We start from the raw sequence: 13,664 nt of genomic DNA, 5'->3' as shown, positions 1-13,664 counted from the left end.
GGCTCGTCGGGCGTTCCGCGTCGGTCTCAGGATCGGGACGGTGCGCCCGCCTTGGACTTCTTGGGCTTCTTGACGAAGAGGGTCTCCGCCTCCTCGAGCGTCAGGCCGTTGGTCTCAGGGATCTTCGCGAGGACGAAGACGAACGAGAGGAGCGCGAACAGCGCGTACATGCCGTAGGTCACCGGCAGGGAGAACGCGGCGAGGGCCGGGAAACTGACCGTGATGAGGAAGTTCGCGATCCACTGCGCCATCGCCGCGACACCGAGTGCCTTCGCGCGCAGGCGGTTCGGGAAGATCTCGCCGAGGAGCACCCAGACGAGCGGTCCCCACGACGCGCCGAACGCGACCACGAACACGTTGGCGGCCACGAGGGCGATCGTTCCCCACGGCTGGGGCAACGACACCTCGCCGGCGCTGTCGGTCACCGACTGTGTGAACGCGATCGCCATCGCACCGAGCGAGACCGTCATGCCGATGGAGCCCGCGAGGAGGATCGGCCGTCGACCGATGCGGTCCACGAGCAGGATGGCGACGATGGTGACCGCGACGTTCGTCACCGAGGTGATGACCGAGATGAGGAGCGAATCGGACTCCTGGAACCCGACGGCCTTCCACAGCGTCGTCGAGTAGTAGAAGATCACGTTGATGCCGACGAACTGCTGGAAGATCGACAGGATGATGCCGATCCAGACGATCGGCAGGAGCCCGAAGCGTCCGCCCCAGAGGGTCGCCTTCTTCTGCTGCTCATCGTCCTTCACCGCCTGCTCGGCGAGCTTGACGGCGCGATCCACCTCCTCCTGCGGCCAGACGGTCGCGAAGATCCGACGGGCCTCGTCGGACTTGCCCTTGCGGACGAGGAACCGGGGCGACTCGGGGAGCCGCATCGCGAGCACGCCGTAGACCACGGCCGGGAGCGCGCAGGCGATGAACATCCAGCGCCAGGCCTCGACGCCGAACCACAGCGGGTTCGACGCGCCGCCGGCGGCGCCCGCCAGGACGGAGTCGGACAGGAGCGCGGCGAAGATGCCGAGCGTGATGGCGAGCTGCTGCAGCGAGGCGAGGCGGCCGCGGATGGCGCTCGGCGCGATCTCGGCGATGTACGCCGGAGCCACGACCGAGGCGATGCCGATACCGAGCCCGCCGACGATGCGCCAGATGACGAGGTCCCAGGGGGAGAAGGCGAAGCCGGCTCCGAAGGAGGAGACGAAGAACAGGCCTGCACCGAGCAGCATCGTGAAGATGCGGCCGCGGCTGTCTGCGATCCGACCCGCGAGGTAGGCGCCGAGCGCGCAACCGAGCAGCGCTGACGCGACCGCGAAGCCGATGAGCGCCTCACTGAGCGCGAAGTGGTCCTGCATCGCGTCGACCGCGCCGTTCACCACGGAGGAGTCGAATCCGAAGAGGAAGCCACCGACCGCGGCCGAGACGGAGATGCCGATGACGCGCGCGGTCAGCTGCTTGCTGGTGGGAGCCGCCCCCGTTCCCGGACTGCTGGACTGGGACATGGTTCCTCCGATTCCGCGCGCATGGTTCCTGCGGCACTGCGACACCCTACTCCTCGATGAGACCCGCCCCGACCCCGTTGCGCACATCCGGGAGGACGTGCCGGGTGTCAAGCGCCCGCCGGTGTCGGACGCCGCTCGTAGACTGGACGCCGTGGCGAACAGCACCGGACAGACCCTCCAGCAGGCATCGACCGAGGCCGAGGAATTGACCTCGCGCATCCTCGAGCTCCGCGACGCGTACTACGAGCGAGACGAGTCGCTCGCCTCCGACGAGGAGTACGACGCGATGCTCCGGCGGCTCGAGGAGCTCGAGCGTCTGTTCCCCGAGCTGCAGAGCCAGGACAGCCCCACCCAGACCGTCGGCGGGCGCGCCGAGACCACGCTGTTCGCCCCGGTCACGCACCTCGAGCGCATGCTCAGCCTCGACAACGTCTTCTCGATCGAGGAGTTCCTCGCCTGGGCCGCCAAGGTCGAGCGCGACGCCGGAGGGTCCGTCCAGTACCTCTGCGAACTGAAGATCGACGGCCTCGCCATCAACCTCCGGTACGAGCGCGGCCGCCTCGTGAGCGCGGCCACGCGAGGCGACGGCGTCGTCGGCGAGGACGTCACGGAGAACGTGCGGTACATCCGTTCCATCCCCGAGCGACTGACCTCGTCCGACCCCGAGGTCGAGTTCCCGGAGGTCGTCGAGGTCCGGGGCGAGATCTTCTTCCCGGTCGAGGCCTTCCGCGAACTGAACGCCAACCAGGCGGCGGCCGGTGAACGGGTCTTCGCCAACCCGCGCAACGCGGCGAGCGGTTCCCTGCGCCAGAAGGCGGAGAGCAAGAACCCGGCCCAGCTCGCACTCATGCACGACCGGCTCGGCCGCCTGCAGATGCTCGTCCACGGCATCGGCGCGTGGGAACAGCCACCAGTCGCTCGGCAGTCACAGGTCTACGAGCTGCTGCACAGCTGGGGGCTCCCGACCTCCTCGCACTACCGGGTCCACGACGAGGCGACCGGTGCGGCGGAGTTCATCGAGTACTTCGGCGCCCACCGCGACAGCGTCGAGCACGAGATCGACGGCGTCGTCGTGAAGGTCGACGATCTCGCGCTCCACGGCGAGCTCGGCGCGACGAGTCGTGCTCCGCGATGGGCCATCGCCTACAAGTACCCGCCCGAGCAGGTGAACACGAAGCTGCTCGACATCGTCGTGAGCGTCGGGCGCACCGGTCGCGCCACCCCGTTCGCCGTCATGGAGAAGGTGCTCGTCGCCGGCAGCGAGGTGCGTCAGGCGACCCTGCACAACCAGGACGTCGTGAAGGCGAAGGGGGTGCTCATCGGTGACACCGTCGTCCTCCGGAAGGCCGGCGACGTCATCCCCGAGGTCCTCGGCCCGGTGGTCGAGCTCCGCGACGGTTCGGAGCGCGAGTTCGTCATGCCCGAGCACTGCCCCGAGTGCGGTACCACCCTCGCCCCCGCGAAGGAGGGCGACATCGACCTGCGCTGCCCGAACGCGCGGAGCTGCCCGGCGCAGGTGCGCGGACGCGTCGAGCACATCGGCTCCCGTGGCGCGCTCGACGTCGAGGCGCTCGGCGAGGTGGCGGCAGCGGCGCTCACCCAGCCGGTGGAGCCCGCGGAACCACCGCTGACGACCGAGGCCGGACTCTTCTCGCTCACGATGGCCGACATCTTCCCGGTCACGGTGATCGTCCGCGACAACGAGACCGGCCTGCCCAAGCTCAACGAGGACGGATCCGAGAAGCGCGTCACGCCCTTCCGCCGCCGACGTGCCAAGAAGGACGGCGTGCACGATCCGGCCGCGGCCGAGTTCGACGGTGACGAGTCCTCGGTGCCGTCCAAGAACGCGATCGAACTCCTCGCCAACCTCGACGGCGCGAAGACCCGCCCGCTCGCACGGTTGCTCGTGGCACTCAACATCCGCCACGTCGGCCCGGTCGCCGCCCGGTCACTCGCGGAGTACTTCGGTTCGCTCGATGCCATCCGTGCGGCCACCCGCGACGAGCTCGCAGAGGTCGACGGCGTGGGCGGGATCATCGCCGATGCGCTCATCGCCTGGTTCGAGGTCGACTGGCATCGCGAGATCGTCGAGGAGTGGACCGCGGCGGGCGTGCAGTGGGCGACTCCGGGACACCCGGGGCCGGGCGCCGCTGTCGCGGCCGGCGGGGTGCTGTCGGGTGTCACCGTCGTCGCCACCGGTTCGCTCGAGGGCTTCACCCGGGAGGGTGCGCTGGAAGCGATCGTGCAGGCGGGAGGGAAGGCTGCCTCGAGCGTCTCGAAGAAGACCGACTTCGTCGCCGCCGGCCCGGGTGCCGGGTCGAAGCTCGCCAAGGCCGAAGCACTCGGTCTGCGGATCATCGACGCCGAGCAGTTCGCCCTGCTCGTCTCCGAGGGTCCGGCGGCGCTCGGCGAGCCGGACGTCCCGGCCGAGGACGAGGCCGAGGGCGCAGCGTCCGCCGACGAGGCGCCCACGGACTGAGCTCAGTCCTGGCCGGCCTGCAGCAGCTCGTCGCGGACCTGGCGCCGCAGCACCTTGCCGATGAGCGACTTGGGGAGTTCGTCGACGACGACGACCCGCTTCGGCACCTTGTACGGGGTGAGGATCTCCCGCGCCCAGGCTCTGAGCGCGTCCGCATCCACGGTGGCACCGGGAGCCGCGACGACGGCCGCGACGACCTGCTCGCCGGAGTGGGGATCGGGGAGACCGACGACGGCGGCGTCGGCGACCGACGCGTGTCCGCGGAGCACCTGCTCGACCTCGCTCGGCGACACGTTGAACCCGCCGGTGATGATGAGCTCCTTGATCCGGTCGACGACGGTCATGAACCCCTCCTCGTCGATGGACACGATGTCGCCGGTGCGGAACCAGCCGCCCGGGAGCAGGACGGCGGCGGTCTCCTCGGGCTTGTTGTAGTAGCCGTGGAAGACCTGCGGGCCGCGGACGAGCAGCTCGCCCGCCTCGCCGGCCGGACGGTCGGTCTCCGGGTCGTCGGGATCCACGACGCGCACCTCGGTGCTCGGCAGCGGGAGGCCGATGGTCCCGGGCTTCCGTGCGGTCGAGACCGGGTTCGCGGAGATGACCGGCGAGCACTCGGAGAGCCCGTAGCCCTCGACGAGGAAGCCGCCGGACGCGGCTTCGAACGGGACGACGAGGTCGTGCGGCAGCGGCATCGCGCCCGAGATGGCGATCTCGGTGCCCTGCAGCGACACGCCCTGCTCGGTCGCCGCGGTCAGGAGTCGGTCGGCGATGGGCGGGACGGCGGGCAGGAAGGTCGGCGGTCGCTTCTTCATGACCTTGAGGACGAGCGCCGGGTCGAACTTCGGGAAGAGGACGAGGCGCGAGCCCATGCTCATGGCGAAGGTCAGGCAGAGCGTCAGGCCGTAGGCGTGGAACATCGGGAGCACCGCGTAGACGACGGCCTCCCCGCGCTTCACCGTGGGCACCCAGGCTCGGGACTGCGCCGCGTTCGCGAGCAGGTTGCCGTGGGTGAGTGCGGCCCCCTTGGGCGAGCCGGTCGTGCCGCTCGTGTACTGGATGAGCGCGAGGGCGTCGGTCGCGGGCTTCGGGTGGCTGGCCGGCAGCGGCGCCGAGGTCAGGAGCTGCTCCCACCGCACCGTGCCCGAGACCGGTGCGGTGAGCTGGGCCCGTGAGGCTCTCGCCTTCGGGATGGGCAGACGGAGAGCGGCGCGCATGTGGAGCGGCATCGCCCGGGTCACGTCGATCGTCACGAGCGAGTGCACCGCCAGGTCGGCCGGGAAGTCCTGCAGGTGCTCGGCGACCTTGTCCCAGACGATCGCGAACGTCGCGCGGTGGTCCTCGAACTGGTGGCGGAGCTCTTGGGGGGTGTAGAGCGGATTGTGCTCGATGACGACGGCGCCCAGCCTGAGGACGGCGTAGAACGCGACGATGTGCTGCGGGCAGTTCGGGAGCATGAGGGCGACGGGGTCGCCCGCCCGGACACCGAGTGCGCGCAGGCCCGCGGCGGCACGGGCGATCAGCGCCTCGAGCTCCGTGTAGGTGGTGGTGGACCCGAAGAACTCCAGCGCGACGGCGTCCGGGTAGCTCGCCGCCGAGGCCTCGACGAGATCGCCGAGGCTGCCGGTCTGCTCAGGGATGTCGTCCGGCACGTCGGCGGCGTAGCTCGCGAGCCACGGACGCTCGTGCGGGGGACGGGGACGGCTGCTCGAGTCGTTCTGGGTCACCGTTCCACTGTAGGGGCGGAGCCCGACGGACGACCACGTCCCTGGCGAATAGACTGGAGCGACCGCCACCGCTACACGTACGGGAGACGCATGTCGGAAATCACTACCGAGCAGGTCGCGCATCTCGCGAACCTCGCTCGAATCGCCCTGAGCCAGGACGAGATCGCCCACCTCACGACGGAGCTCGACTCCATCGTGGACAACATCCAGAAGGTGCAGCAGGTGGCCACGCCTGACGTCCCGGCGACGAGCCACCCGATCCCGCTCGAGAACGTGTACCGCGACGACGTCGTCGGCAACACGCTCACGCGCGAACAGGCGCTGCAGAACGCGCCGGAATCGGCCGACGGCCGCTTCAAGGTCTCGGCGATCCTGGGGGAGGAGCAGTGAGCGGGTTGATCGGTCTCACGGCAGCGGAGCTGTCGAGCAAGCTCCGCGCGGGCGAGGTCTCCAGCGTCGAAGCCACCCAGGCCCACCTCGACCGCATCGCGCAGGTCGACGGCGACGTCCACGCCTTCCTCCACGTGTCGGACCACGCGCTCGACGTCGCCGCCGACATCGACGCACGCCGTGCCGCGGGCGAGGACCTCGGCGAGCTGGCGGGCGTCCCGCTCGCCATCAAGGACGTCCTGGTGACGACGGACATGCCGTCCACCTCGGGGAGCAAGATCCTCGAGGGGTACCTGTCGCCCTTCGACGCGACCGTCGTCGCGCGGTCACGTGCCGCCGGTCTCGTGCCGCTCGGCAAGACGAACATGGACGAGTTCGCCATGGGCTCGAGCACGGAGCACTCGGCGTACGGACCGACCCACAACCCATGGGACCTCGACCGCATCCCCGGCGGTTCCGGCGGTGGCTCCGCTGCCGCGGTCGCCGCGTTCGAGGCGCCCATCGCCCTCGGCAGCGACACCGGTGGGTCCATCCGCCAGCCGGCGCACGTGACCGGCACGGTCGGCGTGAAGCCCACCTACGGCGCGGTCAGCCGCTACGGGGCGATCGCACTCGCCTCCTCGCTCGACCAGGTCGGACCGGTCAGCCGCACGGTCCTCGACTCGGGCCTCCTCCACGACGTCATCGCCGGGCACGACGGCCTCGACTCCACCTCGCTCCGTGACGCCTGGCCCTCGATGGCTGCTGCGGCCCGTGAGGGCGCGCGCGGCGACGTGCTGCGCGGTCTGCGGGTCGGCGTCGTCACCGAGCTCAACGGTGAAGGCTTCCAGGCCGGTGTGAAGAGCCGCTTCCAGGAGGCGCTCGCGGTCCTCGAGGCGAACGGTGCCGAGATCGTCGAGGTCTCCGCTCCGAACTTCGAGTACGCCGTCGCCGCCTACTACCTCATCCTCCCGGCCGAAGCGTCGAGCAACCTCGCGAAGTTCGACTCGGTGCGCTTCGGGATGCGGGTCACGCCCGAGGGTGGCGGCACGGTCGAGCAGGTCATGTCCGCGACGCGCGAGGCCGGTTTCGGTCCCGAGGTGAAGCGACGGATCATCCTCGGCACCTACGCGCTCAGCGCGGGCTACTACGACGCCTACTACGGCAGCGCCCAGAAGGTCCGGACGCTCATCCAGCGCGACTTCGCGGCGGCGTTCGACCAGGTCGACGTCCTCGTGAGCCCGAGCGCCCCGACGACGGCGTTCAAGCTGGGCGAGCGCATCGACGACCCGCTGGCGATGTATCTGAACGACGTCACCACCATCCCGGCGAACCTCGCCGGTGTGCCCGGCATCAGCGTGCCGATCGGTCTCGCGCCCGAAGACGGTCTGCCCGTCGGCATCCAGTTCATGGCGCCAGCACGGGAGGACGCCAGGCTCTACCGGGTCGGCGCCGCCCTCGAGGCGCTCCTCGAATCGACGTGGGGGCACACCCTCATCTCGCAGGCACCCGCTCTCGGAGGTCGGTAACCCATGGCCAAGGACAAGCTCCTCTCCTACGAAGAAGCCCTCGAACTGTACGAGCCGGTGCTCGGCTTCGAGGTGCACGTCGAGCTGAACACCAAGACGAAGATGTTCTCCTCGGCACCGAACGGCTTCGGCGACGCTCCGAACACGAACATCTCGCCGGTCTGCCTCGGTCTGCCCGGGTCGCTCCCGGTCGTGAACGAGCAGGCGGTGCGGTACTCGATCAGCCTCGGGCTCGCCCTCGGCTGCTCGATCGCACCCTCGAGCCGGTTCGCACGGAAGAACTACTTCTACCCCGACCTCGCGAAGAACTACCAGATCTCGCAGTTCGACGAGCCGATCGCCTTCGAGGGGTCGGTCGACGTCGAGCTGACCGACGGCACCATCGTGACGGTGCCGATCGAGCGTGCGCACATGGAGGAGGACGCCGGCAAGCTCACGCACATCGGCGGCTCCACCGGCCGTATCCAGGGTGCCGAGTACTCGCTCGTCGACTACAACCGCGCCGGTGTGCCGCTCGTCGAGATCGTCACGAAGCCGATCTACGGCACCGAGCACCGGGCGCCCGAGATCGCGAAGGCCTACGTCTCCGCGATCCGCGACATCGTCGTGGCGCTCGGTATCTCGGACGCGAAGATGGAGCGTGGGAACCTCCGCTGCGACGCCAACATCTCGCTGCGCCCGCGCGGCCAGGAGAAGCTCGGCACGCGCACGGAGACGAAGAACGTCAACTCCCTGCGTTCCGTCGAGCGCGCCGTCCGCTACGAGATCCAGCGGCAGGCGGCGATCCTCAAGGACGGCGGGTCCATCGTCCAGGAGACGCGGCACTGGCACGAGGACACCGGGGCCACGTCGGCCGGCCGGCCGAAGAGCGACGCCGACGACTACCGGTACTTCCCGGAGCCCGACCTGCTCCCGGTCGTGCCGTCGCCCGAACTCATCGAGGAACTCCGAGCGGCCCTGCCCGAGCAGCCGGCCGTCCGTCGTCGCCGGCTGAAGAGCGAGTGGGGCTTCACCGACCTGGAGTTCCAGGACGTCGTGAACGGTGGTCTGCTGAACGAGATCACGGCCACCGTCGAGTCCGGTGCCGCTCCGGCCGCCGCACGGAAGTGGTGGACTGGCGAGATCTCGCGGATCGCGAACCAGCGTGACGTCGAGGCGACGAGCCTCGTGTCGCCCGAGCACGTCGCGGCACTCGCTGCGCTCGTCGAGGACGGAACGCTCAACGACAAACTCGCGCGCCAGGTGCTCGAGGGCGTCATCGACGGGGAGGGCACTCCTCAGGAGGTCATCGACGCCCGCGGTCTCGCGCTCGTGTCCGACGACGGTCCGCTGATCGCCGCCATCGACGAGGCACTGGCCGCTCAGCCTGACGTCCTCGCCAAGATCCGCGACGGCAAGGTCCAGGCGGCCGGCGCGGTCATCGGCGCCGTGATGAAGGCGATGCGCGGACAGGCCGATGCGGCACGTGTGCGCGAACTCGTCCTGGAACGCGCCTCGCAGTAGGGGACACTGCTGCACCCTCGGGCCCGAGCCGCTGTCGATGACGGCGGCCCGGGCCCGATGTCGTCGGCCAGGGGAAGCCCTGGTGCCGACTGCTGGCCCGGCATACACTTCCGCCATGCTGGTCGAAGGCACCATGCGGTGGCAGGTCACGGAAGACGCTCCGATGGCCCTCATGCTGGCGCTCGCGTTCCGCGACATGGCAGGGCTCGGGGAGCAATGCGTCGCGCAGCTTCCCGCAGTCACGCCGGGGCTGGAGCGGATCGACGTCGCCGGCCTCGACCTCGACGCGCTCGCCGTCCAATTCGACGGCTGGTGGACCGGGATCGCCCGTCGCGACACGCGCCTCTTCATGGCCGAGGTCCGTCCACCACACTTCGAGGTGTTCGATCGAGCCCTCGACCTGCAGGAGCTCGCCTACCGGGCGTACGACGAGGCGCACCGATGGGCGTCGGCTCGGATCCGCGAGTACGAACGCGCGCTCGCAGGTCGATCGCCGAGCCGTCTCACCGACGTCTACGAACTCATCCGCGAGCGTCAGTTCGAGTTGCGTCGGCAATCCAGCTCGTTCCGGTTGGACCTCGAGGTACTCCCGATCTGCCGACCGGGGGCCTGGGTGGTCGCGCCCGACACGATCGTGGTCAGTGAGTCGCTCCGGGACGACCGGGAGGCCTTTCGCGAATGGCTACGGCCGCTGGTCCACGGCCTGGTCTGATCCGCTTGCGACGCGCTCGACCGGCCGACGGGTCGGGTTCAGGAGCACGACCGCGATGATCGAGCCGACAGCGCCGGCAGCCGCCATCGCGGCGGTGAACGGGTGGGAGATCTCCGCGAAGGGCATGATGAAGGCGCTCGCGAGCGCGATCCACACGGCGACGTGCGTCGGCTTGCGCTCCGGGTCGAGGCGCAGCTTGCGGGGGTGCTCGACGCGGCCGAGGAGTGTGCCGACGCCCGCGAGCAGGACCGCGACGACCAGCAGCACGACCGGTCGGGTCCACCACCATGCCGCGCTCAGCGGTTCCGCGAAGGGGATGCCGAGGGCGAGCTGGAGACCGGCGACCGCGATGATCAGGGGGAGATGCCAGAGGTACACCGTCATCAGCCGGGACCCGATGAGGAAGACGACGGCTCGCGCGGCGCGGGTCCGCATGATCGCCGTGAGCAGCGGGTGCACCAGGGTGAGCAGGGCGAGCTGCCCGACGCCGAGGACGACGAGGGGGAGGGTCGGTGGGTTGAGGTTGCCGAGCATGCTGGTCGAGTACGGCAGCCAGGTCGTGATCGGCACGAGCGCACCGTAGGAGACGAGCACCACGGCCACGAGGACGAGGCGAGGGACGGTGCGGAGACGACCATCGGCCAGGAAGAACCCGAACTGCTGCAGCAGCGGCCAGACGAACACCAGGTTGACGAGACCGATGCCCAGGAGGCCGGTCGAGTACCGGACGACGTCGACGAGGATCACACCGGCCAGCAGTGCCGCGCAGGTCAGGACGGGGTGGCGGTCGTGCCAGGTGGCCAAGAAGGGCGCGACCGCCTGGCACAGCAGGTAGGCGGCCAGGAACCAGAGCGGGGACCCGACGCCTGCGGCGACTGCCTCGATGATGGCGGGGTCGACACCGAGCGCCCCGGCGAGCCACAGTCCGACGGCGAGGAAGAGCAGGACCGGGATCGTCGGCAGGGCGAGTCGGAAGACCCGGGACCGGAGGAAGTCGCTGGTCCCGCCACCACGTCGGACGGTGCTGCGCCAGCCGGTGATCGTCGCGAAGCCGCCCACGATGAAGAACAGCGGCATGATCTGGCCGAACCAGGTGCCCGTGTCGAACCACGGTTGCTGCTCGAGCGCCCGGGAGATGCCGATCGCGCCGTCCGGCTCGATCGCCACGGCGACCATCAGGAGGTGGACGACGACCACCGTGACGACGCAGGCGACGCGCACGAGGTCGAGGGCGAGGTCCCGCCCGGAGAGGTCTGGGACCGCCGGGGCCGACCCGGTCCGCGTTCGCGTGCTCATCGCCGGACAGCCTAGCGTCGCCGGGCGCTCCCGCCTCGGCCCTTGTGGAGAGCGTGTCGGAGGCGACTGCGACAATGGCGGTATGAGTCGGCAGGATGGAGCGTCTCGTCGCGTCTCGGCGCACGATGCCGACGACAGCGGTACCCCCATCCTCCATGTCGACATGGACGCGTTCTTCGTCTCGGTCGAGCTCTTGGAACGGCCCGAGCTGCGCGGTCTGCCGATCATCGTGGGCAACAAGGAGGGGCGGTCGGTCGTCACCTCCGCCAGTTACGAGGCTCGCCGGTACGGCGTGCGCGCGGCGATGCCGGTGTCCCAGGCGATGCGGCTCTGTCCGAGCGCCGTCGTGCTGCCGCCCCACCACGGCAGGTACCGCGAGTACTCCGACCGGGTGATGGAGGTGTTCGAGTCGGTCACGCCGCTCGTCGAACCCCTGAGCATCGACGAGGCCTTCCTCGACGTCTCCGGCGCGGTCCGGTTGCTCGGGAGCCCGCGGACGATCGCCGCGCTCGTGAAGCAACGGGTCCTCGACGCGACCGGCTTGCCGTGCTCGGTGGGCCTGGCGGCGACGAAGTACGTCGCGAAGCTCGCTTCCGGCCTGTCCAAGCCCGACGGTCTGCTGGTCGTGCCGGCCGACGAGACCCTGGCGTTCCTCCACCCGTTGCCGGTCGGTGCACTGTGGGGCGTCGGTGGTCGGACGGAGGAGCAGCTGACGAACCGGGGCATCCGGACCATCGGTCAGCTCGCCTCCACCCCGCTGTCGATGCTCCAGCGCGCGGTCGGTGAAGCCTCCGGTCGCCGACTCCTCGAGCTCGCGAACGGGATCGATCCGCGCGGCATCGAGCTGGCACGTCGCGAGAAGAGCGTCAGCCACGAGGTGACCTTCCCGACCGACGTCTCCGACCCGACCATCCTCAGGCGCGAACTGCTGAACCTCGCCGGCCTCGTCGCGATCCGACTCCGGAAGGGCGGCTACGCCGGCCGGACGATCAGCATCCGCGTGCGCTATGCGGACTTCAGCGTCGTCACCCGGTCGCGCACCATCGGCGAGGCCACGAACGTGGGCCGGCGGGTGTACGACGAAGCGGCCTCGCTGTTCGGCGACCTCGATCGCGGCGGACGCCTCGTGCGCCTCGTGGGGGTGAAGGTCGACCAGCTCGTCCCGGCCGATGAGGCCGGTGCCGGGCTCTGGGACCCGGACGAGGAGTGGCGTGAAGCCGAGCAGACGATCGACCGGGTCGCAAGCCGGTTCGGCGATCTCGCGATCGCCCCCGCCTCCCTCCTCGGCAAGCCGAGGCGTCGCGGACTCGGCAGTCGCGGAGACTCGCAGGGTGCTGGGAGCACGGATCAACCCCTTGGACCGGGAGATGCCGAGCGATAGCCTCGCCGTATGACGAATCTCGTGGAGAAGCTGGCAGAACAGGCGAAGGGGCTCGGCGTGACCGCGGCCTATGGGGAGCAGCAGGACATCGACGGGACGAAGCTCGTGCCCGTCGCGCTGACGTACTACGGCTTCGGCGGCGGCTCCGAGGGCGACGGCGACGACGCCCCGAGCGGCGGTGGCGGCGGTGGCGTCTCCATCCCGGTCGGTGCCTACATCAAGACCGACGAGGGTCTCCGTTTCGACCCGAACCTCATCTCGCTGATCGCCGTCGCGATCCCGTTCATCTGGGTGAGCGGCAAGGCGCTCGCCGGCCTCATCAAGGCCCTCAAGAAGTAGCCCCCTCCGTCCAACCCCTGTCGTGCGACCGCGCACGGCAGGGGTTAGACTCGTGCCACCACGGGAGTCCGGTGAACCGGGCTGAGAGGAAGGTATTCGCCTTCGACCGTCGAACCTGATCTGGATCATGCCAGCGCAGGGAGACCATTTCTCGCTATCCCGTGCTCTTTTCCGTCTACAGGAAGGGCACGTATCGTGTCAGCATCGACCAAGATCTCACCCTCTGAACGCGCTGTGTCGCGGACCTTGCGCTGGAGGGTCGTCGACATCGTCGTGGTCGCCGTACTCGGCGTCGCGACCGGCCTCATCTTCTGGGCGTGGAACACGCTCGGATCACTCTGGTACGCGGGTGCCAGCGCCGTCACGCCCGGTTTCGGCGGGATCGCCGTCGGGATATGGCTCCTCGGCGGGGTGCTCGGCGGACTCATCATCCGGAAGCCCGGCGCTGCCCTCCTCGTCGAGACCATCGGGGCGATCGTCTCCGCCCTCATCGGCAACGCATGGGGCATCACGACGGTGTACTCCGGGCTCGCTCAGGGCCTCGGTGCCGAGCTGGTGTTCGCGGCGTTCGCGTACAAGCGCTTCGGCCTCGTTCCGGCGATCCTCGCCGGGGCCGGTGCCGGGGCCGGCGCGTGGCTCCTCGAACTCGTCATGTCGGGCAACCTCGAGAAGGGTGTCGAGTTCAACGCGATCTACCTCGGTTCACTGCTCGTCTCGGGCGCGATCCTCGCCGGTGTCGTCGGCTGGGCACTCGTCAGGGCACTCGCGTCGACCGGAGCGCTCAGTCGGTTCGCGTCGGGGCGGGACGCTCGGCGCGAGGTCTGATC

Annotated in this window: 11 protein-coding genes and 1 riboswitch; of the genes, 8 read left to right on the top strand and 3 right to left on the bottom strand. The window is 69.7% G+C overall.

Annotated features, from left to right (window positions below; genetic code table 11):
* Positions 1 to 26 precede the first annotated feature (26 nt).
* On the bottom strand, positions 27 to 1,505 hold the full coding sequence (locus tag QRN44_RS11680) for a sugar porter family MFS transporter (protein ID WP_064295118.1): 1,479 nt from the start codon (positions 1,503 to 1,505) through the stop codon (positions 27 to 29).
* Positions 1,506 to 1,656: 151 nt separating this feature from the next.
* Between QRN44_RS11680 and ligA the strand changes: the two genes are divergently transcribed.
* On the top strand, positions 1,657 to 3,984 hold the full coding sequence (gene ligA / locus QRN44_RS11675; protein WP_157583391.1) for an NAD-dependent DNA ligase LigA: 2,328 nt from the start codon (positions 1,657 to 1,659) through the stop codon (positions 3,982 to 3,984).
* A gap of 2 nt (positions 3,985 to 3,986) precedes the next feature.
* Here ligA and QRN44_RS11670 read toward each other — a convergent pair whose 3' ends face one another.
* Entirely contained in the window at positions 3,987 to 5,708 is a 1,722-nt protein-coding gene (locus tag QRN44_RS11670) for a long-chain-fatty-acid--CoA ligase (protein WP_285039195.1), read from the bottom strand.
* 90 nt (positions 5,709 to 5,798) lie between these two features.
* Between QRN44_RS11670 and gatC the strand changes: the two genes are divergently transcribed.
* From gatC to QRN44_RS11650, 4 genes are all read left to right on the top strand, one after another.
* On the top strand, positions 5,799 to 6,098 hold the full coding sequence (gene gatC / locus QRN44_RS11665; protein WP_064295120.1) for an Asp-tRNA(Asn)/Glu-tRNA(Gln) amidotransferase subunit GatC: 300 nt from the start codon (positions 5,799 to 5,801) through the stop codon (positions 6,096 to 6,098).
* Positions 6,095 to 7,606, top strand: coding sequence for an Asp-tRNA(Asn)/Glu-tRNA(Gln) amidotransferase subunit GatA (gene gatA, locus QRN44_RS11660; RefSeq protein ID WP_121290262.1), 1,512 nt, complete (start codon positions 6,095 to 6,097; stop codon positions 7,604 to 7,606). The genes gatC and gatA overlap by 4 nt, the downstream gene beginning before the upstream one ends.
* Positions 7,607 to 7,609: 3 nt before the next feature.
* Positions 7,610 to 9,109 (top strand): Asp-tRNA(Asn)/Glu-tRNA(Gln) amidotransferase subunit GatB, encoded by a 1,500-nt coding sequence (gatB, locus tag QRN44_RS11655; RefSeq protein WP_121290264.1) that lies wholly within the window; start codon positions 7,610 to 7,612, stop codon positions 9,107 to 9,109.
* 115 nt (positions 9,110 to 9,224) lie between these two features.
* Positions 9,225 to 9,821 (top strand): hypothetical protein, encoded by a 597-nt coding sequence (locus tag QRN44_RS11650; protein ID WP_175116016.1) that lies wholly within the window; start codon positions 9,225 to 9,227, stop codon positions 9,819 to 9,821.
* Here QRN44_RS11650 and QRN44_RS11645 read toward each other — a convergent pair.
* On the bottom strand, positions 9,792 to 11,117 hold the full coding sequence (locus QRN44_RS11645; RefSeq protein WP_285039194.1) for an acyltransferase family protein: 1,326 nt from the start codon (positions 11,115 to 11,117) through the stop codon (positions 9,792 to 9,794). The genes QRN44_RS11650 and QRN44_RS11645 overlap by 30 nt on opposite strands.
* A gap of 82 nt (positions 11,118 to 11,199) precedes the next feature.
* On the opposite strand from QRN44_RS11645, the gene dinB reads away from it, so the two are divergent.
* From dinB to QRN44_RS11630, 3 genes are all read left to right on the top strand, one after another.
* Complete coding sequence (gene dinB, locus QRN44_RS11640; RefSeq protein ID WP_175116014.1) at positions 11,200 to 12,498, top strand: DNA polymerase IV; 1,299 nt, start codon at positions 11,200 to 11,202, stop codon at positions 12,496 to 12,498.
* Positions 12,499 to 12,507: 9 nt separating this feature from the next.
* On the top strand, positions 12,508 to 12,837 hold the full coding sequence (locus tag QRN44_RS11635) for a hypothetical protein (protein ID WP_064295126.1): 330 nt from the start codon (positions 12,508 to 12,510) through the stop codon (positions 12,835 to 12,837).
* Positions 12,838 to 12,887: 50 nt separating this feature from the next.
* A riboswitch (TPP riboswitch) is annotated at positions 12,888 to 12,996 on the top strand.
* A gap of 75 nt (positions 12,997 to 13,071) precedes the next feature.
* The gene (locus QRN44_RS11630; RefSeq protein ID WP_079002289.1) at positions 13,072 to 13,662 is read left to right on the top strand and encodes an ECF transporter S component; all 591 of its coding nucleotides are present in this window, start codon (positions 13,072 to 13,074) and stop codon (positions 13,660 to 13,662) included.
* Positions 13,663 to 13,664 lie beyond the last annotated feature (2 nt).

Source organism: Plantibacter sp. lyk4-40-MEA-4 (assembly GCF_030209415.1).
In the GTDB taxonomy this organism is placed as follows: domain Bacteria; phylum Actinomycetota; class Actinomycetes; order Actinomycetales; family Microbacteriaceae; genus Plantibacter; species Plantibacter flavus_A.
This window is presented reverse-complemented; position numbering and strand designations above follow the sequence as displayed.